Source organism: Streptomyces sp. 7R007, assembly GCF_054850255.1.
This window is the reverse complement of the sequence record NZ_JBTWMV010000009.1, coordinates 69637-96321: the sequence shown is the minus strand read 5'-3', so window position 1 is coordinate 96321 and position 26685 is coordinate 69637. Positions and strand designations below refer to the sequence as shown.

At 73.8% G+C, this 26685-nt stretch carries 21 protein-coding genes; 3 read left to right on the top strand and 18 right to left on the bottom strand.

All coding sequences use genetic code 11. The annotated features are described in order from the left end of the window. Window positions 1-3 precede the first annotated feature (3 nt). Window positions 4-867 (bottom strand): alpha/beta fold hydrolase, encoded by an 864-nt coding sequence (locus ACYF6T_RS14470; protein ID WP_461696480.1) that lies wholly within the window; start codon window positions 865-867, stop codon window positions 4-6. A gap of 189 nt (window positions 868-1056) precedes the next feature. Between ACYF6T_RS14470 and paaK the strand changes: the two genes are divergently transcribed. Continuing rightward, window positions 1057-2352: a phenylacetate--CoA ligase PaaK gene (paaK, locus tag ACYF6T_RS14465; RefSeq protein ID WP_461696479.1), complete on the top strand. Its 1296-nt coding sequence runs from the start codon at window positions 1057-1059 to the stop codon at window positions 2350-2352. Window positions 2353-2957: 605 nt separating this feature from the next. Here paaK and ACYF6T_RS14460 read toward each other — a convergent pair. The 5 genes from ACYF6T_RS14460 to ACYF6T_RS14440 form a co-directional block, all read right to left on the bottom strand. Next, on the bottom strand, window positions 2958-4454 hold the full coding sequence (locus tag ACYF6T_RS14460; RefSeq protein WP_461696477.1) for an acyl-CoA synthetase: 1497 nt from the start codon (window positions 4452-4454) through the stop codon (window positions 2958-2960). A gap of 150 nt (window positions 4455-4604) precedes the next feature. Further along, window positions 4605-5459: a hypothetical protein gene (locus ACYF6T_RS14455; protein WP_461696476.1), complete on the bottom strand. Its 855-nt coding sequence runs from the start codon at window positions 5457-5459 to the stop codon at window positions 4605-4607. 100 nt (window positions 5460-5559) lie between these two features. Next, a complete protein-coding gene (locus tag ACYF6T_RS14450) occupies window positions 5560-7113 on the bottom strand; it encodes an acyl-CoA synthetase (RefSeq protein WP_461696475.1) in 1554 nt (517 codons plus the stop codon). Further along, a complete protein-coding gene (locus tag ACYF6T_RS14445; protein WP_461696473.1) occupies window positions 7110-8219 on the bottom strand; it encodes a nitronate monooxygenase in 1110 nt (369 codons plus the stop codon). Before ACYF6T_RS14445 ends, ACYF6T_RS14450 begins: the two co-directional genes overlap by 4 nt. A gap of 54 nt (window positions 8220-8273) precedes the next feature. Then, window positions 8274-9164 (bottom strand): helix-turn-helix transcriptional regulator, encoded by an 891-nt coding sequence (locus tag ACYF6T_RS14440; protein WP_461696472.1) that lies wholly within the window; start codon window positions 9162-9164, stop codon window positions 8274-8276. Between the two features lie 54 nt (window positions 9165-9218). Between ACYF6T_RS14440 and ACYF6T_RS14435 the strand changes: the two genes are divergently transcribed. Further along, entirely contained in the window at window positions 9219-10022 is an 804-nt protein-coding gene (locus ACYF6T_RS14435) for an SDR family NAD(P)-dependent oxidoreductase (RefSeq protein WP_461696471.1), read from the top strand. 66 nt (window positions 10023-10088) lie between these two features. On the opposite strand, the gene ACYF6T_RS14430 is transcribed toward ACYF6T_RS14435, so the two are convergent. The 4 genes from ACYF6T_RS14430 to ACYF6T_RS14415 form a co-directional block, all read right to left on the bottom strand. Further along, on the bottom strand, window positions 10089-10277 hold the full coding sequence (locus ACYF6T_RS14430) for a DUF2795 domain-containing protein (RefSeq protein ID WP_461696470.1): 189 nt from the start codon (window positions 10275-10277) through the stop codon (window positions 10089-10091). 86 nt (window positions 10278-10363) lie between these two features. Further along, window positions 10364-10813, bottom strand: a complete 450-nt coding sequence (locus tag ACYF6T_RS14425; protein WP_461696469.1) for a DUF7144 family membrane protein — start codon at window positions 10811-10813, stop codon at window positions 10364-10366. 31 nt (window positions 10814-10844) lie between these two features. Continuing rightward, a complete protein-coding gene (locus ACYF6T_RS14420) occupies window positions 10845-11315 on the bottom strand; it encodes an SHOCT domain-containing protein (RefSeq protein WP_461696468.1) in 471 nt (156 codons plus the stop codon). Between the two features lie 78 nt (window positions 11316-11393). Beyond that, window positions 11394-13268 (bottom strand): hypothetical protein, encoded by a 1875-nt coding sequence (locus ACYF6T_RS14415; RefSeq protein WP_461696467.1) that lies wholly within the window; start codon window positions 13266-13268, stop codon window positions 11394-11396. A gap of 328 nt (window positions 13269-13596) precedes the next feature. On the opposite strand from ACYF6T_RS14415, the gene ACYF6T_RS14410 reads away from it, so the two are divergent. After that, complete coding sequence (locus tag ACYF6T_RS14410; protein WP_461696466.1) at window positions 13597-15006, top strand: DUF2252 domain-containing protein; 1410 nt, start codon at window positions 13597-13599, stop codon at window positions 15004-15006. A gap of 12 nt (window positions 15007-15018) precedes the next feature. On the opposite strand, the gene ACYF6T_RS14405 is transcribed toward ACYF6T_RS14410, so the two are convergent. The 8 genes from ACYF6T_RS14405 to ACYF6T_RS14370 all read right to left on the bottom strand — a co-directional run bounded on the left by ACYF6T_RS14405 (window position 15019) and on the right by ACYF6T_RS14370 (window position 26657). Continuing rightward, entirely contained in the window at window positions 15019-15216 is a 198-nt protein-coding gene (locus ACYF6T_RS14405; RefSeq protein ID WP_461696465.1) for a hypothetical protein, read from the bottom strand. Window positions 15217-15268: 52 nt separating this feature from the next. Further along, window positions 15269-15787 (bottom strand): hypothetical protein, encoded by a 519-nt coding sequence (locus ACYF6T_RS14400; protein ID WP_461696463.1) that lies wholly within the window; start codon window positions 15785-15787, stop codon window positions 15269-15271. Window positions 15788-15800: 13 nt separating this feature from the next. Continuing rightward, window positions 15801-17429: an MFS transporter gene (locus tag ACYF6T_RS14395; protein WP_461696462.1), complete on the bottom strand. Its 1629-nt coding sequence runs from the start codon at window positions 17427-17429 to the stop codon at window positions 15801-15803. Window positions 17430-17536: 107 nt separating this feature from the next. Then, complete coding sequence (locus ACYF6T_RS14390) at window positions 17537-20200, bottom strand: helix-turn-helix transcriptional regulator (RefSeq protein ID WP_461696461.1); 2664 nt, start codon at window positions 20198-20200, stop codon at window positions 17537-17539. Between the two features lie 139 nt (window positions 20201-20339). Further along, window positions 20340-21908, bottom strand: a complete 1569-nt coding sequence (locus ACYF6T_RS14385; protein ID WP_461696459.1) for a phytoene desaturase family protein — start codon at window positions 21906-21908, stop codon at window positions 20340-20342. 180 nt (window positions 21909-22088) lie between these two features. After that, entirely contained in the window at window positions 22089-24374 is a 2286-nt protein-coding gene (locus tag ACYF6T_RS14380; protein WP_461696458.1) for a serine/threonine-protein kinase, read from the bottom strand. Window positions 24375-24437: 63 nt separating this feature from the next. Further along, window positions 24438-25280, bottom strand: coding sequence for an oxygenase MpaB family protein (locus tag ACYF6T_RS14375; protein ID WP_461696457.1), 843 nt, complete (start codon window positions 25278-25280; stop codon window positions 24438-24440). A gap of 198 nt (window positions 25281-25478) precedes the next feature. Further along, complete coding sequence (locus ACYF6T_RS14370) at window positions 25479-26657, bottom strand: acyl-CoA dehydrogenase family protein (RefSeq protein ID WP_461696456.1); 1179 nt, start codon at window positions 26655-26657, stop codon at window positions 25479-25481. Window positions 26658-26685: the final 28 nt, after the last annotated feature.

Genomic DNA, 26685 nt, shown 5'->3' with positions numbered 1-26685 from the left:
GCCTCAAGCCGTCGCGGACGAACCTGACGGCCGGCCGTCCAGAAACGCTGCGACCCTCTCCGCGAACCACCCCGGGCCGTCCAGCCACGGGTAGTGCCCGGCGCCCGGCTGGACGGCCCACTCGGCGTTCGGGAACACCTCCGCGGCAGCGCGCGCCAGCTCGGGGCGCGGGCCCCCGTCCAGCTCGCCGGCGAGGACCAGGACCGGAGCGGTGAAGCGGGCCAGGGCCGCCCGGGTCGCGGGCGGGTCGTAGGCGCCGTCGGAGCCGTAGACGTCGCCGGCGTCGTCGTTGAATTCCGCCTCGGCGCGGGCCTCGTGCCGCCGGGCCGTCTCGTCCCAGCGGCCGTAGAAGAAACCCGCGAACGCGGGATCGTACGCCCCCTCTCCCGCCAGCCACGCCTCGAACGGCCCGAACGCCTCGTCGAACCACGGCTCGTCCTTGCGCAGCCGCGCGACGGCCAGCCGGTGCTCGGCGGTCGCCGGCTCGCCCAGGGCCCACGGCGTGGCCGTGACCAGCACGAGCCGCGCCACCCGCCGCGGGTACCGGGCGGCGTACAGCATGGCCAGGCTGCCGCCCGCCGAGTGCGCGAGCAGGTCCATCCGCTCCAGGCCCAGGTGGACCCGCAGCGCCTCCACGTCGTCCACCAGCCGGTCGCAGCGGTACGTCGCCGGATCGGCCGGCGTCGCCGACGCACCGGTCCCCCGCAGGTCGAGCAGCACCAGCCGGCGGTGCGCGGCCAGGCCGCCCAGGTCGCCGAGATAGGACGAGGCCCGCATCGGGCCGCCCGGCAGGACGACCAGCGGGTCGCCCGCGCCCCGGAGGTGGTAGGCGAGCTCGGTTCCGTCGGGTGCGCTGAAGGTCGGCATGCGGCCCATCCTCGGGGCGGCCGGCCCCACGGCGCCATCGACTTTCACGGCCCCCGCGCTCCCGCCCCGGGGAGAAAAGTAGGCACGCCCCCCTTGCCTGCGCCTCCGCCACCTGGATTACTGATCCCGAGCACCGCGACCGAATGATCGGTCGTCCGGAATGATGCGGTTGGCGAGGGAGAAGTCCCCATGGTGGATGCGACGGAGCTCCTGGACGCGGGGGAACGGCTCGATGCGGAAGCGCTGCGCGCGTTGCAGCTGGAACGGCTGCGGGCATCACTGCGGCACGCCTACGACAACGTGCCGTTCTACCGGGAGTCCTTCGAGAAGGCGGGCGTACGCCCCGACGACTGCCGCACCCTCGCCGACCTCGCCCGTTTCCCCTTCACCACCAAGGCGGACCTGCGCGAGAACTACCCGTACGGGATGTTCGCCGTGCCCCAGGACCGCATCCGCCGCATCCACGCCTCCAGCGGCACCACCGGCCGCCCCACGGTGGTCGGCTACACCGACGCCGACCTGTCCCTGTGGGCCGACATGGTGGCCCGCTCCCTGCGCGCGGCGGGCGCACGCCCCGGCGACAAGGTGCATGTGGCGTACGGCTACGGGCTGTTCACCGGTGGCCTCGGCGCACACTACGGCGCCGAACGGCTCGGCTGTACGGTCATCCCCGCGTCCGGCGGCATGACGGCGCGCCAGGTGCAGCTGATCCGCGACCTCCGGCCCCAGATCATCATGGTCACGCCGTCCTACATGCTCACGATCCTCGACGAGTTCGAGCGGCAGGGCGTGGACCCGCGCGGCACCTCCCTGCGCGTGGGCGTCTTCGGCGCGGAGCCGTGGACCGAGCGGATGCGCGCCGAGATCGAGGAGCGGTTCGCGATCGACGCCGTCGACATCTACGGGCTGTCGGAGGTGATCGGACCGGGTGTGGCGCAGGAGTGCGTGGAGACCAAGGACGGCCTGCACATCTGGGAGGACCACTTCTATCCGGAGGTCGTCGACCCGATCACGGGTGAGGTGCTGCCCGACGGCGAGGAGGGCGAGCTGGTCTTCACCTCGCTCACCAAGGAGGCGATGCCGGTCGTCCGGTACCGCACGCGGGATCTGACGCGGCTGCTGCCCGGTACGGCGCGGGTGTTCCGGCGGATGGAGAAGGTCACCGGGCGCAGCGACGACATGGTGATCCTGCGCGGGGTGAACCTCTTCCCCACGCAGATCGAGGAGATCGTCCTGCGCACGCCGGGCGTCGCGCCGCACTTCCAGCTCCGGCTGACCCGCGAGGGCCGCCTCGACGCCCTCACGGTACGGGCGGAGGCCCGCGCCGACGCCGGACCGGATGTCCGGGAGGCCGCCGCGCGTTCCATCGCGGCGGCCGTCAAGGACGGCATCGGCGTCTCGGTCACCGTCGAGATCGTGGAACCGGAGTCACTGGAGCGATCGGTGGGCAAGATCCGCCGCATCGTCGACCTGCGGGAACGCTAGGCCCGCCGGGCGTTCGCGGCTCAGCGCGTGTCGGCCGGCTTCGGTGCCTGCCAGGCCGTGTCGGACACCTGGTTGAAGCCCCGCGGCTTCGCGTCGTCACCGGCCATGGGCCGCGCGAGAGGCGCGGACGGGCTCCCAGTGGCAACGTGTCTCCTCGCCGGCCGGCAGTGCCGAGGCGTGGGCGCGCAGCTGCGGCTGTGCGAGTGGCGCCGATGCGCCACCGCCCCTCCCAGGCGGTCAGCTGCGCCTCGGAGAACAGGTACCGGCGCATCTCGCCGGGCTCCGGTTCGCCCGGCTGCCGACCGGCCGCGGCCCGGGCCGGCTCCAGGGCGGCCGCCGCGGCCTTCATCAGCTCCACCCGCGTCTGCAGCACGGTGGCGCGCAGCGTCTCCCGGTGCTGCGCGCGCCGCTGCACCACGTGCGTCAGCCCGACGGCCACCACGGCAGACGGCAGCGATGCGAACAGGATCGGCACGCCGGCTCCCCCCGGGTGACGGCGAATCGAGCCCGATGCTCCATCGCCCCCGCGCCCGCGGCAAGCCCGGCCGCCTCCCTGCCCGTGATCCACACACGGCCGCACCGAGCCAACCGCCCACGCCTGGGCGCTAGTCGGCGAACCGGTCCCTGAGTTCGCGCTTGAGGATCTTCCCGCTCGCGTTGCGGGGCAGTTCGTCCACGAACAGCACCCGCTTCGGCGCCTTGAAGTGCGGGAGCTTCTCGCGCGCGTGCGCGACGAGTTCGGCCTCGGTCACCTCGCCGCGCGGCACGACCACCGCCGTGACGGCCTCGATCCAGCGGTCGTCGGGCAGGCCGATCACGGCGACCTCGGCGACGGCGTCGTGGGTGTAGAGGGCGTCCTCGACCTGACGCGAGGCGACCAGGACGCCACCGGAGTTGATGACGTCCTTCACCCGGTCGACGATCGTGTAGTAGCCGTGCGCGTCGCGCACCGCGAGGTCGCCGGAGTGGAACCAGCCGTCGCGGAAGGCGGCGGCCGTCTCCTCGGGCTTGTCCCAGTAGCCCTCGCACAACTGCGGGGAGCGGTAGACGATTTCACCGGCGGTGCCGTCGGGGACGTCCTTGCCGTCCTCGTCGACCACGCGCGCGTCGACGAACAGCACGGGCCGCCCGCAGGAGTCCATGCGGCCCTCGTGCTCGTCGGGCGCGAGGACGGTGGCCAGCGGCCCGATCTCGCTCTGGCCGAAGCAGTTGTAGAACGCCAGCTTCGGCAGGCGCTCCCGCAGTCGCTGAAGAACCGGCACCGGCATGATCGACGCCCCGTAGTACGCCTTGCGCAGTCCGTCGAGGTCGCGGGTGGCGAAGTCGGGCCGGTTGGCCAGGCCGATCCAGACGGTGGGCGGCGCGAACAGGCTGTCCACGCGGCCGGCCTCGATCAGGTCGAAGAGCCGGTCGCCGTCGGGCCCGTCGAGGATGACGTTGGTGGCGCCGACCGCGAGGTAGGGCAGCAGGAAGACGTGCATCTGCGCCGAGTGGTAGAGCGGCAGCGCGTGCGCGGGGCGGTCGCCGGCGCTGAGGTCCAGGGCGGTGATCGCGCTCAGGTACTCGTGGACCAGCGCGCGGTGGGTCATCATCGCGCCCTTGGGCAGGGCGGTGGTGCCCGAGGTGTACAGCAGCTGCACGAGGTCCTCGGTGCGCGGTTCGGGTCCGTCGTACGCGGGTGCCGTCGCGAGCCTGGCGAGCAGCGAGTCGTCGGCGTCGCGCAGGGCGAGCGCGGGCACGCCGGCGGGCAGCCGGCCGGCGAGGCCGGGGTCGGCGAGGACGAGGGCGCTGCCCGACTGGCCGACGATGTACGCCAGGTCGTCGCCGGTGAGGTTCTGGTTGACCGGCACGTGCACGAGACCGGCGCGGGCGCAGGCCAGGAAGCCGATCAGGTAGGCGTCGGAGTTGTGGCCGTAGGCGCCGACCCGGTCGCCGGGCGCGAGCCCCTGGCCGAGCAGCACGCTCGCCGCGCGGGAGACGGCACCGTCGAGTTCCTCGTACGTCCACCTGCGGTCGCCGTACTCCACCGCGACCCGCGCCGGGGTGCGCCGGGCGCTGCGTCGCAGCACCCCGTCAACCGTGCTGCCCTGTCCCTGCGTCATGACTCATGATCCTCGGCCCGTCACCGACGCGGGTCAAGCACGTCGGTGACGTCAGCGGCGCGGTCACGGCGAACGGCCGCGGTCTGCTGCCGGGCAACCCGCACGATCCCTGGCGCGGCGGGTGGCGAGGCCGCTGACCGTCCCGAGGCGTCAGCCCCGGCTCCCCGTGACGACCGGCCGCCCGGTGAACGCGTCCAGCAGGATGCGCTCGCCCAGCGGCCGGTGCAGCGTCACCGTCACCTCCTGGCCGATGAGTTCGCTGGTGCAGGGTCCCTTCCGGCCGCCGGTGACGGTCGCGGACAGCACGACGCTGCGGCCGGTCTCCAGCACGTCGACGGCGGCACCGTCGTCACAGGCCCCGTGTCCGGCGAGCACGGTGACGGACCGGCCGGCGTCGGCCACCTCCACCAGCCGCTCCAGCGGCCACAGGGGGTCGCCGGGGTTCTGCGCCGCCGGTCCGATCGGCGCCTTGGGCTGCCGCGACGGGTTCAGAGCGACCCGCTTGAGCGGGGTGTCGTAGCCCCGCAGCGTGAACAGCCAGGCCGGGACCGTCGCCGGACCCCGGCTGGTGAGCAGGGTCGTCCGGCCCAACTCCGCGCCTGTGACGGTGAGATGGGGCCCGCCGGCAGCGCCGCGGGCCACGGAGTCGTATGCCTGGCGTGCGCTCATCAGCGGCAGGGCGAGCGAGCCCCCGCCGTCCCATGTCACGCGGCCGGTCCTCGCCGGGACGGCGGGCAGGGCGGTGCGCAGGACGAACTCGCCCTGCGCGTACGCCTGTTTGTCGGCGTCGTTGTGGAAGGCGTCCTCGGGCGGCTGGATCACGTCGTCCAGCGGGTAGTAGCCCTGGGTCCACGCCTCGGCTGCCGGGGAGCCGTTCCAGGCGTCGGCGACCGCGCGGGCACGCGCCTGCGAGGCGACCGCGTGCTCGTCGCTCTTCCCGGCGCCGCAGCCGGCGGCGAACAGGGCGAGGGCGATCAGGAGTCGGCCTGTGTGTGCGGTGCGCATGGGTCCCCCCGAGCGGATGGCGGTCGCGTGCGGTGCCGTTACGGTGACGTCCTGGCACCGTCGCGCGTTCGCCGCGAGGGACGGTTGTTCCCGCGGTTGCTCACACGGGCCGCGTACGCCCCTGCCAGTACGGGTCCCGCAACCGCCGCTTGTACAGCTTGCCGTTGGGGTCGCGGGGCATCTCCGCGATGAAGTCCACGCTCTTGGGCCGCTTGTAGCCGGCGAGTTGGTTGGCGCAGTGGGCCAGCAGCTCGGCGGCGAGGTCCGGTCCGGGCGCACGGCCGGGCGCCGGTTCGACGACTGCCTTGACCTCCTCGCCCCAGTCGTCGTGCGGGATGCCGAAGACGGCGGCGTCGGCGACGGCGGGGTGCTGGAGCAGCACGGACTCGATCTCGGCCGGGTAGATGTTGACCCCGCCGGAGATGATCATGTCGATCTTGCGGTCGCGCAGGAACAGGTAGCCGTCCTCGTCGAGGTAGCCGAGGTCGCCGACGGTGAAGAAGTCGCCGATGCGGTTCTTCTTCGTCTTGTCCTCGTCCTTGTGGTAGGAGAAGCCGCCGGTGTTCATCTTCATGTAGACGGTGCCGAGTTCGCCGGGCGGGAGCCGGTTGCCGTCCTCGTCGAAGACGGCCAGCTCGCTGATGGGCCAGGCCTTGCCGACGGTGCCGGGCTTCTTCAGCCAGTCCTCGGCGGTGGCGAAGGCGCCGCCGCCCTCGCTGGCCGCGTAGTACTCCTCCACCGCCTCGCCCCACCAGTCGATCATCGCCCGTTTCACGTGGTCGGGACAGGGCGCGGCGCCGTGGATGGCGTGCCGCATGGACGACACGTCGTAGGAGCGCCGCACCTCCTCCGGCAGGGCCAGCAGCCGGTGGAACTGGGTCGGGACCATGTGCGTGTGCGTGCACCGGTGGGTGTCGATCAGGCGCAGCATCTCCTCGGGCGTCCACTTGTCCATCAGGACCAGCCGGTGGCCGATGTGCAGGGACGCGCCCGCGAACTGCAGGACGGCGGTGTGGTAGAGCGGCGAGCAGACGAGGTGGACGTTGCCGTCGAAGGGCTTGATGCCGAAGATGCCGAGGAATCCGCCGAGATAGGCCTCCTCGGGTTTCTTGCCGGGCAGCGGGCGGCGGATGCCGCGGGGGCGGCCGGTGGTCCCGGAGGTGTAGTTCATGACCCAGCCGAGCTCGCGGTCGGCGGGCGCCGACTCCGGCTGCCCGGCGAGGAGTTCGGCGTACGGGCGGAAGCCCTCGACGGTGCCGACGGCGTAGCGGTGGGTGACCGGCAGGCCCGCCTCGTCGGCCGCGTGGCGGGCGGGGCCGGCGAACCGCTCGTGGGCGATGAGCGCCTTGGCGCCGCAGTCGGCGACGATCCAGCCGATCTCCGGTCCCACGAAGTGGTGGTTGACCGGGACCAGGTACCACCCGGCCTGGCTGGCGGCCAGGTAGGCGCTGAGGAACTCGACGCCGTTGGGCAGGACGACCGCGAAGGCGTCCCCGCGCTCCAGCCCGGCGGCGCGCAGACCGTGCACGAGGCGGTTGGCGGCGGCGTGCAGGCGCCCGGCGCTCCACTCCTCGCCGTCCGGCGCGATCAGCACCGTGCGGTCGGGGTCGTGGCCGGCCTGGGCCCAGAACCCGGCGGGGGGCGTGCTCGTCATGTGCCGCTCCTTCCGGCGATGCGGTTGACGCGGTCGACGGCTTCCTCGAAGCCGCGGGTGAGGTCGTCGAAGACGGCCTGGACGCTGCGTTCGCTGGTCATCCGGCCGACGATCTGGCCGACGGGCGTGCCGAGCAGGGGCTCGACCTCGTACTTCTGGATGCGGGTGAGGGCCTCGGCGACGAGCAGGCCCTGCAACGGCATCGGCAGTGCGCCGGGGCCGCTCGGGTCGTCCCAGGCGTCGGTCCACTCGGTGCGCAGCTGGCGTGCGGGTTTCCCGGTCAGCGCACGGGAGCGCACGGTGTCGCCGGAGCCGGCGGCGAGCAGTTTGCGCGTCACCGCGGGCGACGACAGGTCGGCCTCCGTGCAGGTCAGCCAGAGGGAGCCGAGCCAGACGCCCTGGGCGCCGAGGGCGAGGGCGGCGGCGACCTGCCGGCCGCTGCCGATCCCGCCGGCGGCCAGCACGGGCAGCGGGTCGACGGCGTCCACGACCTCGGGCGTGAGCACCATGGACGCGATCTCGCCGGTGTGCCCGCCGGCCTCGTAGCCCTGGGCGACGACGATGTCGATGCCGTTGTCCCTGTGCTTGAGGGCGTGCCGGGCGCTGCCCGCGAGCGCGGCGACGAGGACGTCCCGGTCGTGGGCGCGCGCGACCACGTCGGCCGGCGGTGAGCCCAGCGCGTTGGCGAGCAGCCGGATCGGGTAGTCGAAGGCGACGTCGAGCTGGGTGCGCGCGACCTGCTCCATCCACCCCGTGATGCGCCAGCCGGACGCCTCCCCCTCGGCCAGCTCGGGCACGCCGTACTTGGCGAGGGTGTCCTTGACGAACTGCCGGTGCCCCTCGGGGATCATCGCCTCGACCTCGGCCTCGGTCACACCCTCGACCTTCTTGGCGGGCATGACGACGTCGAGGCCGTAGGGCTTGCCGTCGACGTGGGCCTCGACCCAGTCGAGATCACGCTTGAGGTCGTCGGGGGCGGTGTAGCGGACCGCGCCGAGCACGCCGAAACCGCCGGCCCGGCTGATGGCCGCGGCGACGGCGGGGAACGGCGTGAAGCCGAAGACGGCGTGCTCGACTCCCAGTTTCTTGCTCAGCTCCGTCTGCATGGGCGCAGGATGCCGCAGTCCTGTAGCCGACGGAAGAGCTTTTCTGATAGACCGTCAGATTTTGTTGGCCGCCGGATTCACCGGAGTCCGCTCCGCTCCGGGCACCTCCAGGCGCTGGGGGCCGACCACGGACAGCAGGCGCAGCGCCTCCTCGGAGGGCGAACCGGGGGCGGCGGTGTAGATGACGACCCGCTGGTCCAGGTCGGTGATGTCCAGGACGTCGCAGTTGACGGTGACCGGTCCGACGAGCGGGTGCTGGAAGGTCTTGCAGAGGGTGGGGGTGGCGGCGACGTCGTGGTCGGCCCACAGCCGCGCGAACTCCTCGCTGCCCGTGCGCAGTTCGTCGATCAGTGCGGTCAGTTCGGGGTCGCCGGGATAGCGGGCCGCGACGGCGCGCAGGTCGTGCACCGAGGTGCGGGCGAACTCCTCGCCGTCCGAGACGCCGTAGAGCGGGCGGCCGTGCGGGCGCGGGCCGAGGAAGGCGCGCCGCACGAGGTTGCGCTCACGCGGCGGGAGGGCGGAGAAGTCCTCCATGAGGGCGGCGGCGAGGTCGTTCCAGGCGAGGACCTCGTAGGCCGCCGAGATGACGATCGCCCCGGCCTGCGGCAGCCGGTGCAGCAGGTCGGCGATGCTCTGCCGGACCTCGCGCGAGGGCCCCCGCGGCGGGCCCGGCGGGGTGCCGGCGAGATGGTGCAGGTGGTCGCGTTCGGCGTCGGACAGACGCAGGGCGCGGACGAGCTGGGCCAGCACCTCACGCGAGGGGTGCGGGGCGCGGGCCTGCTCCAGCCGTGTGTAGTACTCCGTCGAGATGTACGCCAGCTGCGCCACCTCCTCGCGCCGCAGCCCCGGGGTACGGCGCCGCGGGCCCGCGGGCAGGCCCACGTCGGACGGGGTGATGCGCGCACGCCGGCTGCGCAGGAAGTCGGCCAGTTCGCGTCGGTTCACCCCTCCAGTGTGCGCGGGGGCCGGCCGGCCGAGCCAGGTACCGGCGATGCCTGGATGAGCGCCGGGCCCGGGCGCAGGCTCGTCGGCATGGACAACACATCACACCTGCTGGCCGGCAAGGTCGCCTTCATCACCGGAGCGGGGCGCGGCATCGGTGCCGCCGCGGCCCGGCTGTTCGCCCGGGAGGGAGCCCGGGTGGTGCTCGCGGCCCGTACCGAGGCCCAGCTGAAGGCCGTGACCGAGGAGATCCGGGACGCCGGCGGCACCGCCGGCCACGTCTTCTGCGATCTGGCCGACGCGGCGAGCGTGCGGGCCGCCGTCGACCGCGCGGTCGAGCTGTACGGCCGCCTGGACATCGCGTTCAACAACGGCGCGACCATCCAGACGCCGGGCCCCATGGACCAGTTGACCGAGGCCGAGTTCGACCACGTCACCGCCGTCAACCTCAAGGGTCCCTGGCTCGCCATGAAGGCGGAGGTCGCCGCCATCCGGGCCACCGCCGGGCGCGGGGCGATCTGCAACACCTCCAGCGTGGGGAGCCTGATGGGCAACCCCTGGCTGCCGGCGTACGGTGCGGCGAAACGGGCGCTCAACAGCCTCACCGCCTCGGCGGCCGTCACCTACGGCCCGGAGGGCATCCGCGTCAACGCCATCGCCCCCGGCGCCACGCTGACCGAGATGATCGACGCGTGGGAGACGAACTCGCCCGGCATCGTCGAGCAGCTCACCGCGCAGACCCCGCTGGGCCGGGCCGCCGACCCGGAGGAGATCGCCCAGGCCGCCGCCTGGCTGCTCAGCGACCGCGCCTCCTACGTCACGGGCGCGGTCCTCCAGGTCGACGGAGGCATACGAGCCTGAGAGGGGACGTACGGACCCGAACGGACGGGCCCCTCACGGGGCCCGGGCCGCTCGGTCCGTCGGCGCCTAGTGGAAGACGGCCTTCTGCACCTCGTTCGGGCCGTCGAAGCTGTTCTCCTTCAGACCGTCGAGGCGGCTGACGATCTTGTCGTCCGCCTTGTTCTTGCGGGCGCAGTCCACCAGGGCCTTCTTGTCCGCCGGGTAGTCCATGCCGCTGAGGGCCTTCTGCAGGTCGATGGGGCTGAGGTCCGCCATGGCGACCTCCTTCCGAAGGGTTGCGGATTCCGAAATGACCGGAATTTCCGCTCTGGTACCCCTCAGCGCAGGGCGCATGCGCGCCGTCAGATGTCGCGCCCCGGGTGCTCGAACGGGTCGAAGGACTCGTCGTCGCGCCGGACCACGCACAGGGCCCAGATGATGAATCCGGAGAAGGCGATCATCACCACGGACCACACCGGGTAGTACGGCAGGGAGAGGAAGTTCGCGATGATGATGAGCCCGGCGATGGCCACCCCGGCGACGCGGGCCCACGTCATCGCCTGGAACAGCCCGAAGCTGACGAGCACGCCGACCGCCCCGAGGATCAGGTGGATCCAGCCCCAGCCGGTGAGGTCGAACTCGAAGACGTAGTTGCGCGTCGTCACGAAGATGTCGTCCGAGGCGATCGCCATGATGCCCCGGAAGACGTCCAGCAGTCCGGCGATCATGAGCATCACGGCCCCGAAGGTCATCAGCCCGCCGGCCCAGTTCTGCCTGGTGGTGTGCGCGTGTGCCGTGTGTGTCGCGGTCATCGTGGTGCCTCGATTCGTGTCGTCCGGTGGCTCAGCGGCCGGCGCCGGAACCGACGGTGCCCGCGCGGTCGAGGCCGCCGGAGCCGCTGAGCACCAGGTCCTTGGCCCTGCGGTAGTCGTCGTCCGTGATGTCGCCGCGGGAGCGCAGCTCGGAGAGCTTGGCGAGGTCGTCGACGCTGCTCGTGCGGCCGTCGCCGCCGCGCGCGGTCTCCCGGACGTACCGGTCGAAGGCGTCCTGCTGGGCGCGCGCCTGCGCGACCTCCCGGCGCCCCATGTTCTTGCCGCGGGCGATCACGTAGACGAAGACGCCCAGGAACGGCAGGACGATGGTGAAGACCAGCCAGCCGGCCTTGCCCCAGCCGCCGAGGCCGTCGTCGCGGAAGATGTCGACGATGATCCGGAACAGCAGGACGAACCACATGATCCACAGGAAGAAGACCAGCATGGACCAGAAGACGCTCAGCAACGGATAGTCGTAGGCGAGGTAGGTCGAGGCGTTCATGTCGCTCCTCCTCTCCGGGCACGGGCCCGGCAGCCGGTGTGTCACTTTCAGCGTGGGCCCCGCGGGGGCCGTCGGGCCTCACCCCGGGCGGGTGAGACCGGGGGGCGCGCCGGGAGCCCGGTCCGCGGCGGAGGCGGCGACCTGAAGGGCGAACAGCGTGCCGAGCACGAGGCACAGAACGAGGACCACCCCGCCGACCGTGGGGTGGTTCCACAGCACCAGGGACAGGGCGCCGGCCCCGATCACAACGCCGGTCGTCCACGACCGGTGGGCGTCCAGCCACCGTCCCCCGCCGCCGGTGTGCACTCCGCGACGGCCGAGCGCCCGGCCGGTGGCGGTGGTGGCCCGCCCGGCGAGGGAGCGCAGCCGGCGGGCGACCCGGCCCGGGCCGTACAGCCAGGCGGCGAGCGCGGTGATCACCGCGACGACCAGGAGGGTGCGGGTGCTGTCGCGCAGGAAGCGGACGAAGGTGTCGTAGATCGCCGCGGCGGCGTCGGTGGGCAGGGTGTCCGAGGGGACCGCGTCGAGGTACACGCGCCGGACCACGGCCAGCGCGACGAGCAGCACCACCGCCATCACGCCGATGCCCGAGGCCGTGATCAGCAGCATCAGCCGGTGCGCCGGGGCGGTCCACACGGCGCAGGCGGCCACGGCCACGGTCAGCACGGGCAGCCAGGTCCCGACGATGTCCAGCAGCCGCATCCCGTCCTGGGCCCTGCCCAGCTGCTCGGTGCGGAACAGGGTGATCGTGCGGTCGCTGTCCGGGATGGCGGCGGCCTTCTCGAAACCGGCGTCGACGAGGCGCTGCCGCACCTGGTCGACGACCGGGCCCAGGTTCAGCTGCACGCTGTCGCCCTGGGCGCGCAGGGCGCCGCTGCCGTCGCCGGTCAGCATGCGCACGACGGCGGCGTGGGCACGGCGGTTGGAGCCCTCCCAGACCTGCTGGAAGGCGTCGCTGGTGATCACGCGACTGACGTTGCGGTGGACGACGCTCGTCACCGCCGAGCGCAGCGGACCGGCCAGTGCCGTGGAGCCCGCGACGACGCGCGGTGGGGCGCCGGAGTCCTCCAGCGTCCTGGTGAGCGACGCCGTCAGGGCGTCGACGTCGATCTGGGAGACGACACGCCGGGTGAGCCGGTCGATGACGACGTTCTGCACCGCCGGGTCGGCGGCGAGCGGTGCCACGGTCTGGACGTAGCGATCGGTGTCGACGACCTCGTCGTGGACCCAGGCGGCCACCACGGCCAGCGGCGTGAGCAGCATGGTCAGCAGCAGCAGGAGGGTGGCCGCGGCGCGCCGCAGGCGCCGGTGGCGGACGGTGGCCGCCCTGCGCAGCCGCTGGTACTCGGCGTGCTCGGCGGCGGTCAGGACATGGGCGGTGTCCGCGGTGCCGGCGCCGGCCGGCGGAGCGGAGATCTTGCTGGGAGCCATCGTTCCTCCCGCGGGATGAGTACCGGACGACGCGGGGCGTGGGGACGGGGTCCACCGCCGTGGCGTCTGCGGGACCGCCGTGGGCCGGCGCGGCCCGGCGAGGCCGCCGGAAGTCGCCGCCGGCGCCCCGCGCAGCGCGGCCCGCAACGCCGGGCCACAACCCGAGCAGCCGCGCCAGGGCGCGGGCGCACTCGGTGGAAAGGACCGCACCGCGATCCCGGCGACACGGACGAGCGCCGCGCCGCCCGGCACGAACCCGAGGTGCGGCAGGTCCCGGACGGCCGGCGCGGTGTACGCCGTCAGGCCGCCCGCCGGCCAGAGCACCCCGACACTCCGCAGGGGACGGCGCGGGCACAGCGCCCCGGCCGGCACGACCAGCACCGCCGCCGACTGCGCGGGCAACCGGTCGCCGTGCTCGCGCCCGGCGGAGGCCGCGACGAACCGGAACGCCCCGCCCGCCACCAGGTACCAGACCGCCGGCACCGCCAGGACGCGCGGTGTCTCCTCCGGACAGACCGGCACGACGATCCCCGGCACCACGGTGGCGGCCGCCGCGCCCGGGATCCGGGACCACGAGCACCCGCGCCGGGTCGTCCCCCGAGGCGTCGTGGGCCGCCCCGTCGCACATGGCTGCTGGTCCGGTACGCGGTGCCGGATCACGCGACACGGTCATGGCTCCTCCTCGCGTGATCGGCGGGCCGCGAAGGGACCGCCGACGGGGCGGTGTGCGAAGACCCCACCCGGTCAGCGTGCCGCCCGTGACCGGCCGCCGGGTCACCCGTGGCGGGTGATCCCCGTGCGCCGGGGCGGCGGTGAGGTGGGGTGAGAACCCGGCCCCGGAGGTGGCATCATGTCGACGCCCGCCATGTTCACGCCCGCCCTGCCCGTGCCGGACAGAATCGCCCACGGCAGGAACGCGCGCACCCGCACCCCGCGGTCGAGCCACGGCCGGTTCGCGACGGCGCCGGACCGGCCGGACCCGGTCGCGGTGATCGAGCGCCAGTCGGCGACGCGCGTGCCCGAACTGGTGCCGATCCGCTACGGCCGCATGCTCGCATCGCCGTTCCGCTTCTACCGGGGCGCCGCCGCGATCATGGCGACGGACCTGGGCGCGCTGCCGCACACCGGCCTGCGGGTGCAGCTGTGCGGAGACGCCCATCTGCTGAACTTCCGGATGCTGGCCTCTCCGGAACGCCATCTGGTCTTCGACATCAACGACTTCGACGAGACGTACCCCGGGCCCTTCGAGTGGGACGTCAAGCGCCTCGCGGCCAGCTTCGTCATCGCGGCCCGGGCCAACGGCTTCCCGGCCGCCGAACAGGACCGCGCCGTGCGCGTCTGCGTGCGCGCCTACCGCGAGCGGATCAGGCAGTGCGCCGGCCTGCGCACCCTGGACGTCTGGTACGCCCAGGACGACGTGGACGCGCTGCGCGCGCTGCTGGCCTCCTCGATGGACAAGACGGCCCGCCGCCGTACCGCGCACGCCGCCGAGCAGGCCCGTGCCCGCACCCACCTGCGGGCCTTCGCCAAGCTCACCCGTGCCACCGCCGCGGGCCGGCGCATCGCGGCGGACCCGCCGCTGATCACCCCCCTGGCGGACCTCGCGGCGGACCCGGGCGAGGAGGGGCGCGAGAAGGAACTCCAGGCGCTCCTGGAGGACTACGCGCACACGCTGTCCTCGGAGCGCCGGCATCTGCTGCGCCACTACCGCCTGGTCGACATGGCCCGCAAGGTGGTGGGCGTCGGCAGCGTCGGCACCCGCTGCTGGATCCTGCTGCTGCTCGGCCGCGACGACGACGATCCCCTGCTGCTGCAGGCCAAGGAGGCGCAGGAGTCGGTGCTCGCGGCCCACGCGGGCGGCGAGGGGTTCGACCACCAGGGCCGCCGTGTGGTGACCGGGCAGCGTCTCATCCAGACGACCAGCGACATCTTCCTCGGCTACACCCGCGTGACGGGACTCGACGGCCGGGAGCGGGACTTCTACGTACGCCAGCTGCGTGACTGGAAGGGCATCGCGCGGCCGGAGACCATGGGGCCGGACCTGCTGAACCTGTTCGCGGGGCTGTGCGGCGCCTGCCTGGCCCGGGCCCACGCCCGGTCCGGTGATCCCGTCGCCATCGGCGCCTACCTGGGCGGTGGCGACCGGTTCGACCGGGCGCTCGTCCGGTTCGCCCAGCGCTACGCCGACCAGAACGAGCGGGACTTCGCGGCCCTGCGGGAGGCCGTGGACTCCGGCAGGGTCACGGCCGCAGTGCTCTGACCCGCGCGCCGGTCACTCGGGAAGCTGGCGCATCTCCACCACGCGCAGGCCGAGGGACTGGCAGCGGGCCAGCAGCCCGTACAGTTCGGCCTCGTCGACGACCGGCCCGAACAGGACCGTCTGACCCGACATCATCACGTGCTCCAGCTCCGGGAAGGCCTCGGTCAGGGTCGTCGACACGCGGCCGTCGATGCGGATCTCGTAGCGCATCTGCTGCCCTCTCCCTGAACTGGTGATCCCCTGACGCGGCGGGCCACCGGGTTCAGTGCTTCAGAAAGATCTTGAACGCGATGATGAGCAGGCCCAGCAGCAGGTTGACCGCGGCGGTCGAGGCCGCCGGCCGCCAGGTGGCGCCGGCGCGCCGGGCCGCCGCCACCGACCAGCCGATCTGTCCGGCCACGGCGACGCACAGCGCCAGCCAGACCGCGCCCTGGTCGTCCAGGCCGAGCAGCGGGCTGACGGCCACGGCCGCGGCCGGCGGCACGGCGGCCTTCACGATCGGCCACTCCTCCCGGCAGACGCGCAGGACGGTCCGGCGGTCAAGGGGCTGGTGCGCCAGGCGCGCGCCGAACAGCTGCGCGTGCACGTGTGCGACCCAGAACACCAGGCCGGTCAGCGACAGCAGCAGCACCAGCTCCAGGCGCGGGAACGAGCCCAGGGTGCCCGCCCCGACCACCACGGACGCGGCGAGCAGGGAGCCGTAGACACCGCCGGTGTAGTCGCTCGCGGCCCGCTGCTCGGCGCTGCGGGCCCGGGGCGTGATCCGCTCGGTCCGGGACATGGCGGCCGCCCGCTCAGCCGACCCGGCCGACGGCCCGGGCCGGCGCTGCGGCCTGCGGTCGCCTGGCCCGTCCGGTCCGGCCGGCCGGCAGGCCCGGGGTGACCAGGAAGCTCGCCAGGGTGATGCCGCCGGCGGCGAGGACCGCCGCCTTCAGCCCGTCGAGCTGGGCGGAGGCGTACGACGCCGTGAGCGCGTCGACCTCGTTCGCCGGCAGTCCGGCGCGTTCGGCGGCCGAGCGCACGTGGTCGGTCGACACGAAGCTGATGCCGGACTCCAGGGCCGTGCTCGTCTCGTGCCGGGCCTCCTGCGACAGCTGGGGGTTGTTGTCCACCTGGGTGGTGAAGGCGTGGGCCAGCGCGCCGACGAGCAGCGAGCCGATGAGCGCGGTGCCCAGCGCCGAGCCGAGGTTCTGGGCGGTGAACTGCAGCCCGCCGGCCTCGCTGCGCTCCTCCTCGCCGGCGCTGGACTGCACGACGTTGCCCAGCTGGGAGGCGAGCAGGCCCATGCCGAGGCCCAGGACGGCCATGGCGCCGGCGAACTGGGCGTCGTCGATGACCGGGTCGATGGTGGCCAGCAGCCACACGATCGCCCCCGTCAGCGTCAGCAGCGCCAGCCGGACCACCCGGCGCGGGCCGGCGACCCGCCCCAGCCGGGAGGCGACCGTGGAGGCCGCGAGCATGGTCACGGAGACCGGCAGCAGGCGCAGCCCGGTCTGGAACGCGTTGAAGCCCTGCACCACCTGCAGGTACAGCGGGATGGCGAAGAACAGGCCGAGCAGGATGAGGTTCTGGGCGAGCAGCGTCAGCAGTCCGCACCGCAGGGCCGGCCGGCGCAGCAGCACCAGGTGCACCAGGGGGTCCTCCGCACGCGCGTCCCTTCGGTGCTCCCAGCGGACGAAGGCGTACAGGACCGCCACGCCGGCGCCGACGACGAACAGCGTCGGTGCGAAACCGAGGACCGTGAAGGGCGGGTTGCGGGGCTGCACCCAGCCCCAGGAGCCGCTCTGCAGCACACCGAGCACGCCCAGGGCCAGTCCGGCGGCCGAGAGCACGGCGCCCACGGCGTCCAGCCGCGGGCGCGTCCCGCTGCGCGGGACCTCCGCGATCGCCTTGCGGAACAGCAGCACGGCGACGACGACCACGACCTCGCCGGCGAAGACCAGCCGCCAGGTCAGGTACGTCGTCACCCAGCCGCCCAGCAGCGGACCGACGGCGATCCCGGCGCCGGCGAGTCCGCCGACGACGCCGTAGGCGATCGCCCGCTCCCGTCCCCGGTACGCCTCCGCGACCAGCGCCGCCATGGCCGGCAGCACCATCGCGGCGCCGAGCCCTTCGATCACCGACCAGCCGAGGGCGAGGACCCACAGCGCGGGCGCCAGCGCCGTCAGGGCCGATCCGGTGCCGTAGACGGCCATGCCGAGCAGGAACACGCGGCGGCGGCCCCACATGTCGCCGAGCCGACCGCCGATGATCATGAATGCGGCCATGACGAGGGCGTACAGCGTGATGACCGCCTGGATGGCGGTGACCTCGGTGTCGAAGTCCTGCACCAGCCGGCTGATGGAGACGTTCATGACGGAGGTGTCCAGGACCATCAGGAACTGGGCCGTCCCCAGAACGATCAGAGCGCGCCAGTGTCCCATGATGTCCACCTCGCCGAAGTCGGCTCCCGGGCGCGGCGGCCCGCGCTCCTTTCATGGGAGCCGAAGGTCCCGCCCGCCGCCTCACCCGCCGCGGGCGAGGGGGACGGTCACAGCAGGCGCAGCTCGCGCGCGCGGCGCACGGCGTCGGTGCGCCGGTTGACGGCCAGCTTGCGGTAGACGCTTCTGAGGTGGGTCTTGACCGTGTTCACCGACACGAACAGGTCGGCGGCGATCTCCTGGGTCGACATCATCCGCGACAGCCGTTGCAGCACCTCCCGCTCCCGCTCGCTGAGCTCCTCCACGACGAGCGGCGCGGGCCGGGCGGTGGCCGGCGGCGGCGCCGGGCCGGAGGTGAGCCAGCCGGCGGCGAGGCGCTGGAGCTGCGGCAGCGCCAGGGGCTGCCGGATCCAGGGTCCGGCTTCGAGGAAGGGCCGGCGCAGGCGTTCGCGCCGGGCTTCGGTGAGCGCGCTCGCGAGCAGTCTGCGGGCGGCGGCGGGGTCGCCCGCCTCCTGGGCGGCCTGGGCCCGCACCAGCGTGGCGCGCACGGTGAGCGCCGGACCGCTGTGGCCCGCGTCGTGCATCCGGTCCAGCAGGCCGCTCGCCGCGCGGGGGTGTCCCGCGGCCAGCTCGGCCCGGGCGGCGCCGACGGCGCACACCGGCTGGTCGTCGGCGAGCGGGCGCAGCAGCTCGGCCGCCTCCTCGGGCCGGCCCTCGGCCAGCGCGGCGGCCGAGTGGACCACGGCGGCCTGGCCCTCCGCCCACGGCGAGCGGGTGTCGGCGTGATCGTGCGGGCCGGCGACGGGCAGCGCGGCCCGGGCATCGCCCCGGGCGAGCAGGAGGCGCGAGGCCGCGATGGACCGGGTGGCGGCCGTGACGGGGTCCTCGTGGACCGGCCGGGCGGACTCGTCCAGCAGCGTCTGGGCCTGTGCGAGTTCGTTGCGGTCCACGGCGACCGCGGCCAGCACCAGGCGTCCGATGCCGGAGCCGGCCGCCTCGGACAGCCCGAACCGCTCCGTCTCCGCCTGTGCCGCCCTTGCCTCGCGCTCCGCTCGTCCCAGCCAGCCGTTCAGGTAGTCGATCAGTGCCAGGTGTCCCAGGGACTCCTCGCGGGCGGGCGCGGTGGCGGCCTGCCGGGTGGAGTGGGCCACCGTGGTCAGGGCGGCGCGTGCCGCGTCGAAGTGTCCGGCCCACAGCCGGGCCGAGCCGAGGTGGGTGAGCAGCAGGGCGAGGAGTTCCGGATGTCTGTCCAGGAGGTGGGCGGGGAGGGCCGGCCGCAGGTCCTCGGCCGTCTCGGCGGCCTTTTCGGCTTCCTTGGGGGAGCCGGTCAGCCGGGCGGTCAGAGCGTCCAGCAGGGCGCAGCTGAGCCGGGCCGCCGGGGCGGACCCGTCGGTGGTCAGCCGGGCCTCGGCGTGGTGCAGGTGGGCCAGGCCGCGGTCGACGTCGTTGCGGGAGAGGTCCTGGGCGGCGCGGACGAGGTCGGTCGCGGGGCTCGTGGCCTCGGGGCTCATACGGGAGAACAGCTCGCCGAATCCCCCGGCGTCCGGTCCGTCGAGGAGCTGGGCGATCGCCAGATCGTCGACGAGGGCGCGGGCGGCGAAGTCCCAGTCGTCCGCGGCGGCACCGTGCGCGAGGGTCGCCGGGAGGGATCCGTTGCGCCGCAGCCAGCGTGCGGCCCGGCGGTGGAGTTCGGGCTCCAGACCGGGGCGGTCGACCCGCAGGTGGGCGCGGAGGATCTCGCCGAACAGGGGATGGAGGCGGTACCAGGTGTGCCCGAGGTCCTCGACGAATGCGTTCTCGCGGTGCAGCCGGGCGAGGAGGGGCCCGGCGTCGGTGCGGCCCGTCAGGGTGTCGGCGAGGCCGGGGCAGAACCGTTCCAGGACGCTGACGCGCAGCAGCAGGTCCTGCGTGCGGGGCGGCTGGCGCCTGAGCACCTCGGCGAGGAGGAAGTCGGCGACCGTGCTGCGGCCGGCCTCGAACTCCTTCAGGTACCTCTCCGGATCCTGGCTGTGCCGTGCCGCGAGCGCGCACAGCCGCAGTCCGGCCGCCCATCCGCCGGTGCGCTCCACCAGGGCCCGGACCGCGGGCGGGGACAGGCGCAGGCCGTGCAGGTCCAGCAGTGCGGTGGCCTCCTCGGTGGTGAAGGCCAGCTCGGCGCCCCGGATCTCGGTCAGCTCGCCGGCCGCCCGGTAGCGGTGCAGGGGCAGCGGCGGCTCGGTGCGGGTGACCAGCACCAGGCGCATGCCGGGCCCGCAGTGGCGTACGACGAACTCCAGCTGGTCGGCGATCAGGGAGGCGCCGACCCGGTCGTACTCGTCGAGCACCACGACCACGGGCCGTTCCCGGCCGCCGAGTTCGGTGGCGAGGCGGGCCAGCAGCGTGTGCTCGACGCGCCCGGCGACCGCCGGCCGGCCGACCGCGTGGGGCACCGGCGCGCCGCAGGAGCCCAGGGCCTCGATCAGATAGGACCAGAACATTCCGGGCCCCTGGTCGGCCATGTCGGCGGTGAGCCAGGCGACGGGCCCTTGCTGTGCCTCGGCCCAGTCGGCGACCAGCAGGGTCTTGCCCGCTCCGGCGGCTCCGTTGACGACCGTCACGGGTGTCAGCAGGGCCTGGTCGAGATGCGTGACCAGCCGGTCCCGGCGCAGGTAGGTGGCGGGCCGGCGCGGTGCGGCGAACCGGGTCCGCAGGAACGGGTCCCCGAGGGGATCGGCCCGGCACGGGGCAGGTCCCGAAGTCTTCTCACCACGCACGGCCACAGCGCTCACCGCCACTGTCCGTAGGGTCGCGGGCAACGCTCCTTCCACCAGGATCCCAGTGTTCACGCGCCCCGTCCTGCTTCACAGGGTCCGATGGTCCCTGGGCCCCCGGTCCGGGTGTCCCTGCCCTCCGCCCTCGCCCCTGCCGGGCCCCTCACCCGCCCGCCGACTCCAGCACCGCCATCGCCGCGTTGTGCCCCGGCACCCCGCTCACCCCTCCCCCGCGCACCGCGCCCGCGCCGCACAGCAGCACGTTGACGTGCCGGGTCTCCACGCCCCAGCGGCCGGTGCCCTCCTGGGCGTACGGCCAGGACAGGGCGCGGTGGAAGATGTTGCCGCCGGGCAGGCGCAGGTCGCGCTCCAGGTCGAGCGGGGTCCTGGCCTCGATGCAGGGGCGTCCGTCGGCGTCGGTGGCCAGGCAGTCGGCGAGGGGCTCGGCGAGGTGGGCGTCGAGCTGGGCGAGTGTCGCCTTCAGCAGCTCCTCGCGGGCGGTGTCGTTGTCGCGGGCGAAGAGCCGGGCGGGGGTGTGCAGGCCGAAGAGGGTGAGGGTGTGGCAGCCGCGCTCGACGAGGTCGGGTCCGAGGATGGTCGGGTCCGTCAGGGAGTGGCAGTAGATCTCGGAGGGCGGGGCGGCGGGCAGTTCGCCGGCGGCGGCCTGGGCGTGGGCGGCGGCGAGCTGCTCGTAGCCCTCGGCGATGTGGAAGGTGCCGGCGAACGCCTCCCGCGGGTCGACGGCGCTGTCACGCAGCCTCGGCAGCCGCTTGAGCAGCATGTTCACCTTGAGCTGGGCGCCCTCGGCGGGCGCGGGCGGCGCGTCGCCGGTCAGCTCGGCGAGGGCCTGCGGGGAGGCGTTGACCAGGACGTGCCGGGCGGCGGCGGTGCCTTCGGCGTCGGCCGTGCGGTACGTGACCTCGGCCGTACGGCCGTCCGTGGCGATGCGGACCGCCTCGTGGCCGGTGGCGATCACGGCGCCCGCCTCGCGCGCGGCGGTGGCCAGGGCGTCGGTCAGGGCGCCCATGCCGCCGACGGGGACGTCCCAGGCGCCGGTGCCGCCGCCGATCACGTGGTACAGGAAGCAGCGGTTCTGGGCCAGCGAGGGGTCGTGGGCGTCGGCGAAGGTGCCGATCAGGGCGTCGGTGAGAACCACGCCCCGGACCAGGTCGTCGGCGAAGCGGTCCTCGATCGCGACGCCGATCGGCTCCTCGAACAGCACCCGCCAGGCTTCCTCGTCGTCGATCCTGCGGCGCAGCTCCTCGCGGCCGGGCAGCGGTTCGGTGAGCGTGGGGAAGACGCGCTGGGCCACGCGGCCGGTCATGCCGTAGAAGCGCTGCCAGGACGCGTACTCGCGCTCGGAGCCGGTCAGCCGGGCGAAGGCCTCGCGGGTGCGCCGTTCGCCGCCGCCGACCAGGAGGCCGGTGGGCCGGCCGTCGCGTTCGACGGGGGTGTACGAGGAGACGGTGCGGGCGCGCACGCGGAAGTCCAGGGCGAGGTCGCGCACGATCTTCTTCGGCAGCAGGCTGACCAGGTAGGAGTAGCGCGAGAGCCGGGCGTCGACGCCGGCGAAGGGGCACGTGGAGACCGCGGCGCCCCCGGTGTGGTCCAGCCGCTCCAGCACCAGCACGGACCGTCCGGCCCGGGCCAGGTAGGCGGCGGCGACGAGGCCGTTGTGGCCGCCGCCGACGATCACGGCGTCGTAGGTGCGGGGCTGCTGGTGTGCGGTCATGGTTCTTGGTAACACGCGGTGATCCAGGTCGGCGAGAGGGCGGCGCCGCCCGCGACCGGGTGCGGACTCCCCGCATGGGGCACTCACAGCACCACCTGCACGACCTGGTCGAGCAGGTGGTCCGGGCCGGGAACGCGGTCCGGCACCACCCGTCGTCGGCCGTATGCCCCCCTTCTGGCATCACCAGGGCGGCCAGGCGTGCTCCCTGCGGCGGCCGGCGCCGAGCTCACCGCCGCCCGCCGCCCGCTGCTGCCGCAGCACCGCCACCCGCCGGTACAGCTGGACGGCCTCGGCGCCGCGGCCGAGCTGTTCCAGGCAGTGCGCCTCGTCGTTGCGGCTGGCGAGGGTGTCCGGGTGGTCGGCGCCCAGGACACGCTCGCGGGCGGCGGCCACCCGGCGGTACTCCGTCAGCGCGTCCGCCCACCGGCCCAGCCAGCCCAGGCCGACGGCGACCTCGCGGCGGCTGACCAGCGTGTCCGGGTGCTCGGGGCCGAGGACGCGTTCGCGGATCGCGCACACGTCGCGGGACTCCGCCAGGGCCTCCTCCCAGCGGCCCAGGCGGCCGAGGTTGACGCCGAGACCGTGCCGGGCGCGCAGGGTCTCCGGGTGGGTGGGGCCCTGGACGCGGGTGCGGTCGTCGATCAGCTCGCGGTACAGCGTCAGCGCCTCCGCGCTGCGCCCGAGGCGGCCCAGGCTGATGCCGACCTCGTAGCGGGCGGAGAGGGTGTCGGCGTGGTCGGGGCCGAGGGCCCGGGCGCGGGCCTCGGCGACCTCGCGGTAGGTCTGCAGGGCCTCCGGCCAGCGGCCCAACTGACCGAGGGCGTAGGCGACTTCGTAGCGGGTGACGAGGGTGTCGGGGTGCTCGGGGCCGAGGACGCGGGCGCGCGCGGCGGCCACGTCGCAGGCCATGCGGTACGAGTCCTCCAGACGGCCGAGCCGGCTGAGGTTGAAGGCGAGGTTGTGGCGGCAGCGCAGGGTGTCGGGGTGGTCGGCGCCCAGGACACGCTCGCGGGCGGCGAGCACGGCGGTGTACACCTGGTGGGCGTCGAAGTGGCGGCCCAACTGGCCGAGCACATACGCCATTTCCTGGCGGGCGGCGAGGGTGTCGGGGTGGTCGGCGCCCAGCGCGCGGGTGCGGGCGGCGGCCACGTGCTTGTACTCCCGCAGGGCGTCGGCGGCGCGGCCGGTGCGGCTGAGGGTGAAGGCGACCTCGTAGCGGCTGGCGAGGGTGTCGGGGTGGTCGGGGCCCAGCAGGTGGGCGCGCTCGGCGGCGACCGCCCGGTGCACCTCGCCCGCCTCCGCCCACCTCCCGAGCCGCCCGAGGCTGAGCCCGGCGTTGTGCCGGCCGGCCAGGGCCGTGAGCGCCTCCGGGGCGGGGGCCGGCGGCTGCTGCGGCACCGGCTCGGCGGTTCGGCCGGAGACCGAGCGGGAGATCCACTCGCCGGTGAGCCCGGCGCCGGCGTCCGGCGGGGTGGTGCGCAGACCCGCGCCGGTGGCCTTGTGACCGGTGGTCATGCCGCGGGTCCAGGACGGCAGGCGCGGCTCGCGGGAGGGGGCCGGCTCCGGCGGGCGCAGCACGGGCCGGGGGGTGACCACGGTGGGCACGTACGTCGGGGTCGTCCGCCCCAGGCTGATCCTGCGGCCCAGCTCGCGGGCGTCGTGCGGGCGTTCCTCGGGGCGTTTGGCCAGCAGGTCCAGGACGATCTTCTCGAAGTACTCGGGGAGTTCGGCGCGTGTGGCGCGCGGTGGCCGGGGCGGGGTGTCGCGGTGGCCGACGAGGATCGCCCAGGCGTCGTCGAGGTCGAACGGCGGGGCGCCGGTGGCGATCTCGTACAGCACGCATCCGAGGGAGTACAGGTCGCTGCGCTGGTCGACCTCGGAGCCGCTGATCTGCTCCGGGGACATGTAGTGCGGGGTGCCCATGGCGATGCCGGTGCCGGTCAGCCGGGAGGTGAAGCCGATGTCGTGGCCGAGGCGGGCGATGCCGAAGTCGCAGATCTTCACCGTGCCGTCGGCCAGCCGCATGATGTTGGCGGGCTTCAGGTCGCGGTGCACGATGCCCTGCCGGTGGGTGTAGTCGAGGGCGGCGGAGACCTGGTCGGCGATGTCGACGACGTCGGAGACGGGCAGCGGGTGGTGTCTGTTGTCCTCCAGCAGCTGGCTGAGGTTGCGCCCGTCCAGCAGTTCCATCACCAGGAACAGGACGCCGTCGGACTCGCCGAAGTCGTGGACGACGGTCACCCCGCGGTGCTGGAGGGCGGCGGCCACCCGGGCCTCGCGGCGGAAGCGCTCCCTCAACACGCGGGTGAAGGCCTGGTCGTGGTGCGGGCCGAGGGGCTTGAGGCACTTCACGGCGACATGCCGGCCGAGGGACTCGTCGCGCGCCCGCCACACCTCGCCCATGCCGCCGCGCCCGATCAGGTCGAGCAGCCGGTAGCGGCCCTGGATCAGCCTGCTGTCCCCCATCTCCCGTGATCGCCCCCGTACCCTGTTCGCCCCGCCCGCCCCTGGCTCGTCCAGTATGGCGAGCTATCGTCCGAGTTTGTACGGCGTGGGGCGGGAGCCGGGGCCGAGGCGTGCCATGGCGCGCAGGATGTGCTTGGGCGGCAGTTGCCAGCGCAGACGTGCGGGAACGCAGCGCAGCACGGTGCCGGTGGCGCGCAGTCGCCGGGTGACCGCGGTAGGCCGGGGGGCCGGTCTGCCGTACAGCTCGTGGGCGTACGGGGGCAGGGCGGCGTACGCCAGTTGGGCCACGCGCCGCCACAGCAGCTCGCGCGCCGGGACGAGAAGGGGGTGCGTCGGCGGGCGGAGCAGGAAGTCGTCCACCGCGCGTGCCTCGGGCGTGGCGGCGAGTTCGGGGCGCACCTTCTCGAAGTAGGCGGCCAGCTCCGCCTGGTTCGCGGGTACGACGTCGGGATCGAGGCCCACCAGGCGGGCGCTGACGCGGTGTTCGTCGACGTAGCGGTCGGCCTCGGCGTCCGTGAGGCGGATTCCGGAGCGGCGTACGACGTGCAGATACGAGTCGATCTCGGCGCAGTGCACCCACAGCAGCAGGTCGGGTTCGCCGACGCCGTAGCGCTCCCCGGTGTCCGGGTCGACGACCGTCAGCATGCTGTGGATCTTCCGCACGCGGGCGCCGGCCCGCTCGGCGGCCTCGGTGGTGCCGTAGGTCGTCGTGCCGACGAAGTTCGCGGTCCGCATCAGCCGGCCCCAGGCGTCCTTGCGGAAGTCGGAGTTCTGCATGACCCCGCGCACCGCGCGCGGATGCAGTGCCTGGAGGTAGAGCGCGCGGACCCCGGCGACCCACATCATCGGGTCGCCGTGCAGCTGCCAGGTCACCGACTTCGGCGTGAACAGTCCGGGATCACCCATGACCGCAGGCTAACGCCGCATGCCGGCCCATGTCCGCGAGAGCGTCGACGGGATGCGGGGAACGCGACCCTGGGGGCGGCGGTGGCCGAAGCTCCGCGCGGGGCGAGCGATTCCCGCTCGCCGACTCGCACGCAGCGGCGTCGACGCGCACGAAGCGGCGTACACCGCCCGCGCATGCGGCCGGACAGACCCGTTTTGTCACCGGCGCACCCGGGGCATCCCCAGGCCGATCCAGGAGATGATCTCGCGCTGGATCTCGTTGTTGCCGCCGCCGAAGGTGAAGATCACCGCCGAGCGGTAGCCGCGCTCCAGCTCGCCGTGGAGGACCGCGCCGGCCGAGCCCTCCTTCAACTCCCCCACCGCGCCCGTGATCTCCATCAGCCAGGCGTAGGCGTCCCGGCGCGCCTCGGAGCCGTACACCTTGACCGCGGAGGCGTCCTGCGGGGTGAGGGTGCCCTCCTGGACGGCGCTGACCATCTGCCAGTTGAGGAGCTTCATCGCGTCGAGCCTGGTGTGGGTCCGGGCCAGGCTGCGGCGCACCCAGGGCAGGTCGATCACGCGCCGGCCGTCGGCGAGCTTGGTCTCCATGGCCCAGCGCTGGACGTCGTGCAGGGCGCGGATGGCCATGGTGCCGTGGGCGGCGAGGGTGACGCGTTCGTGGTTGAGCTGGTTGGTGATCAGCCGCCAGCCCTGGTTCTCGGCGCCGACCCGGCGGGTGACGGGGACGCGGACGTTCTCGTAGTAGCTGGCGGTGGTGTCGTGGGAGGCGAGGGTGGTGATGACCGTGCAGGAGTAGCCGGGGTCGGTGGTGGGGACGAGGAGCATGGTGATGCCCTTGTGGGGCGGGGCGTCGGGGTCGGTGCGGGTGGCCAGCCACACCCAGTCGGCGGTGTCGCCGTTGGTGGTCCAGATCTTCTGTCCGTTGACCACGTATGCGTCGCCGTCGCGCACCGCGCGCGTCTTGAGCGAGGCCAGGTCCGTTCCCGCGTCCGGTTCGCTGTAGCCGATGGCGAAGTCGATCTCGCCGGAGAGGATCTTCGGCAGGAAGTACGCCTTCTGCTCGTCCGTGCCGAACTGCATGATCGTCGGGCCGACCGTGTTCAGCGCCATCAGCGGCAGCGGGACGCCGGCCTGGGCGGCCTCGTCGAAGAAGATGAACTGCTCCATCGCCGTCAGCCCGCGGCCGCCGTACTCCTTCGGCCAGCCCACGCCCAGCCAGCCGTCCTCGCCGAGCCGCCGGATCGTCTCGCGGTAGAAGCGCTTCTGGGCGGCGGGGTCGCCGTGGCGCGCGTAGGCGTTGTCCGGTACCAGCTCGGCGAAGTAGGCGCGCAGTTCGGTGCGCAGCCGCTGCTGCTCGGGCGTGTATTCGAGGTGCACGGCGCCTCCAGGCTTCCCAGGCCGGTGC

Bases quoted from the DNA above. Each gene is read 5' to 3' on its own strand.
- ACYF6T_RS14455 (WP_461696476.1), bottom strand. From the start codon at position 5,459: ATGCGCACCGCACACACAGGCCGACTCCTGATCGCCCTCGCCCTGTTC.
- ACYF6T_RS14400 (WP_461696463.1), bottom strand. From the start codon at position 15,787: ATGTCCCGGACCGAGCGGATCACGCCCCGGGCCCGCAGCGCCGAGCAG.
- ACYF6T_RS14445 (WP_461696473.1), bottom strand. From the start codon at position 8,219: ATGCAGACGGAGCTGAGCAAGAAACTGGGAGTCGAGCACGCCGTCTTC.
- paaK (WP_461696479.1), top strand. From the start codon at position 1,057: ATGGTGGATGCGACGGAGCTCCTGGACGCGGGGGAACGGCTCGATGCG.
- ACYF6T_RS14435 (WP_461696471.1), top strand. From the start codon at position 9,219: ATGAGCGCCGGGCCCGGGCGCAGGCTCGTCGGCATGGACAACACATCA.
- ACYF6T_RS14430 (WP_461696470.1), bottom strand. From the start codon at position 10,277: ATGGCGGACCTCAGCCCCATCGACCTGCAGAAGGCCCTCAGCGGCATG.
- ACYF6T_RS14395 (WP_461696462.1), bottom strand. From the start codon at position 17,429: ATGGGACACTGGCGCGCTCTGATCGTTCTGGGGACGGCCCAGTTCCTG.
- ACYF6T_RS14450 (WP_461696475.1), bottom strand. From the start codon at position 7,113: ATGACGAGCACGCCCCCCGCCGGGTTCTGGGCCCAGGCCGGCCACGAC.
- ACYF6T_RS14410 (WP_461696466.1), top strand. From the start codon at position 13,597: ATGTCGACGCCCGCCATGTTCACGCCCGCCCTGCCCGTGCCGGACAGA.
- ACYF6T_RS14460 (WP_461696477.1), bottom strand. From the start codon at position 4,454: ATGACGCAGGGACAGGGCAGCACGGTTGACGGGGTGCTGCGACGCAGC.
- ACYF6T_RS14425 (WP_461696469.1), bottom strand. From the start codon at position 10,813: ATGACCGCGACACACACGGCACACGCGCACACCACCAGGCAGAACTGG.
- ACYF6T_RS14385 (WP_461696459.1), bottom strand. From the start codon at position 21,908: ATGACCGCACACCAGCAGCCCCGCACCTACGACGCCGTGATCGTCGGC.
- ACYF6T_RS14405 (WP_461696465.1), bottom strand. From the start codon at position 15,216: ATGCGCTACGAGATCCGCATCGACGGCCGCGTGTCGACGACCCTGACC.
- ACYF6T_RS14420 (WP_461696468.1), bottom strand. From the start codon at position 11,315: ATGAACGCCTCGACCTACCTCGCCTACGACTATCCGTTGCTGAGCGTC.
- ACYF6T_RS14375 (WP_461696457.1), bottom strand. From the start codon at position 25,280: ATGGGTGATCCCGGACTGTTCACGCCGAAGTCGGTGACCTGGCAGCTG.
- ACYF6T_RS14380 (WP_461696458.1), bottom strand. From the start codon at position 24,374: ATGGGGGACAGCAGGCTGATCCAGGGCCGCTACCGGCTGCTCGACCTG.
- ACYF6T_RS14470 (WP_461696480.1), bottom strand. From the start codon at position 867: ATGCCGACCTTCAGCGCACCCGACGGAACCGAGCTCGCCTACCACCTC.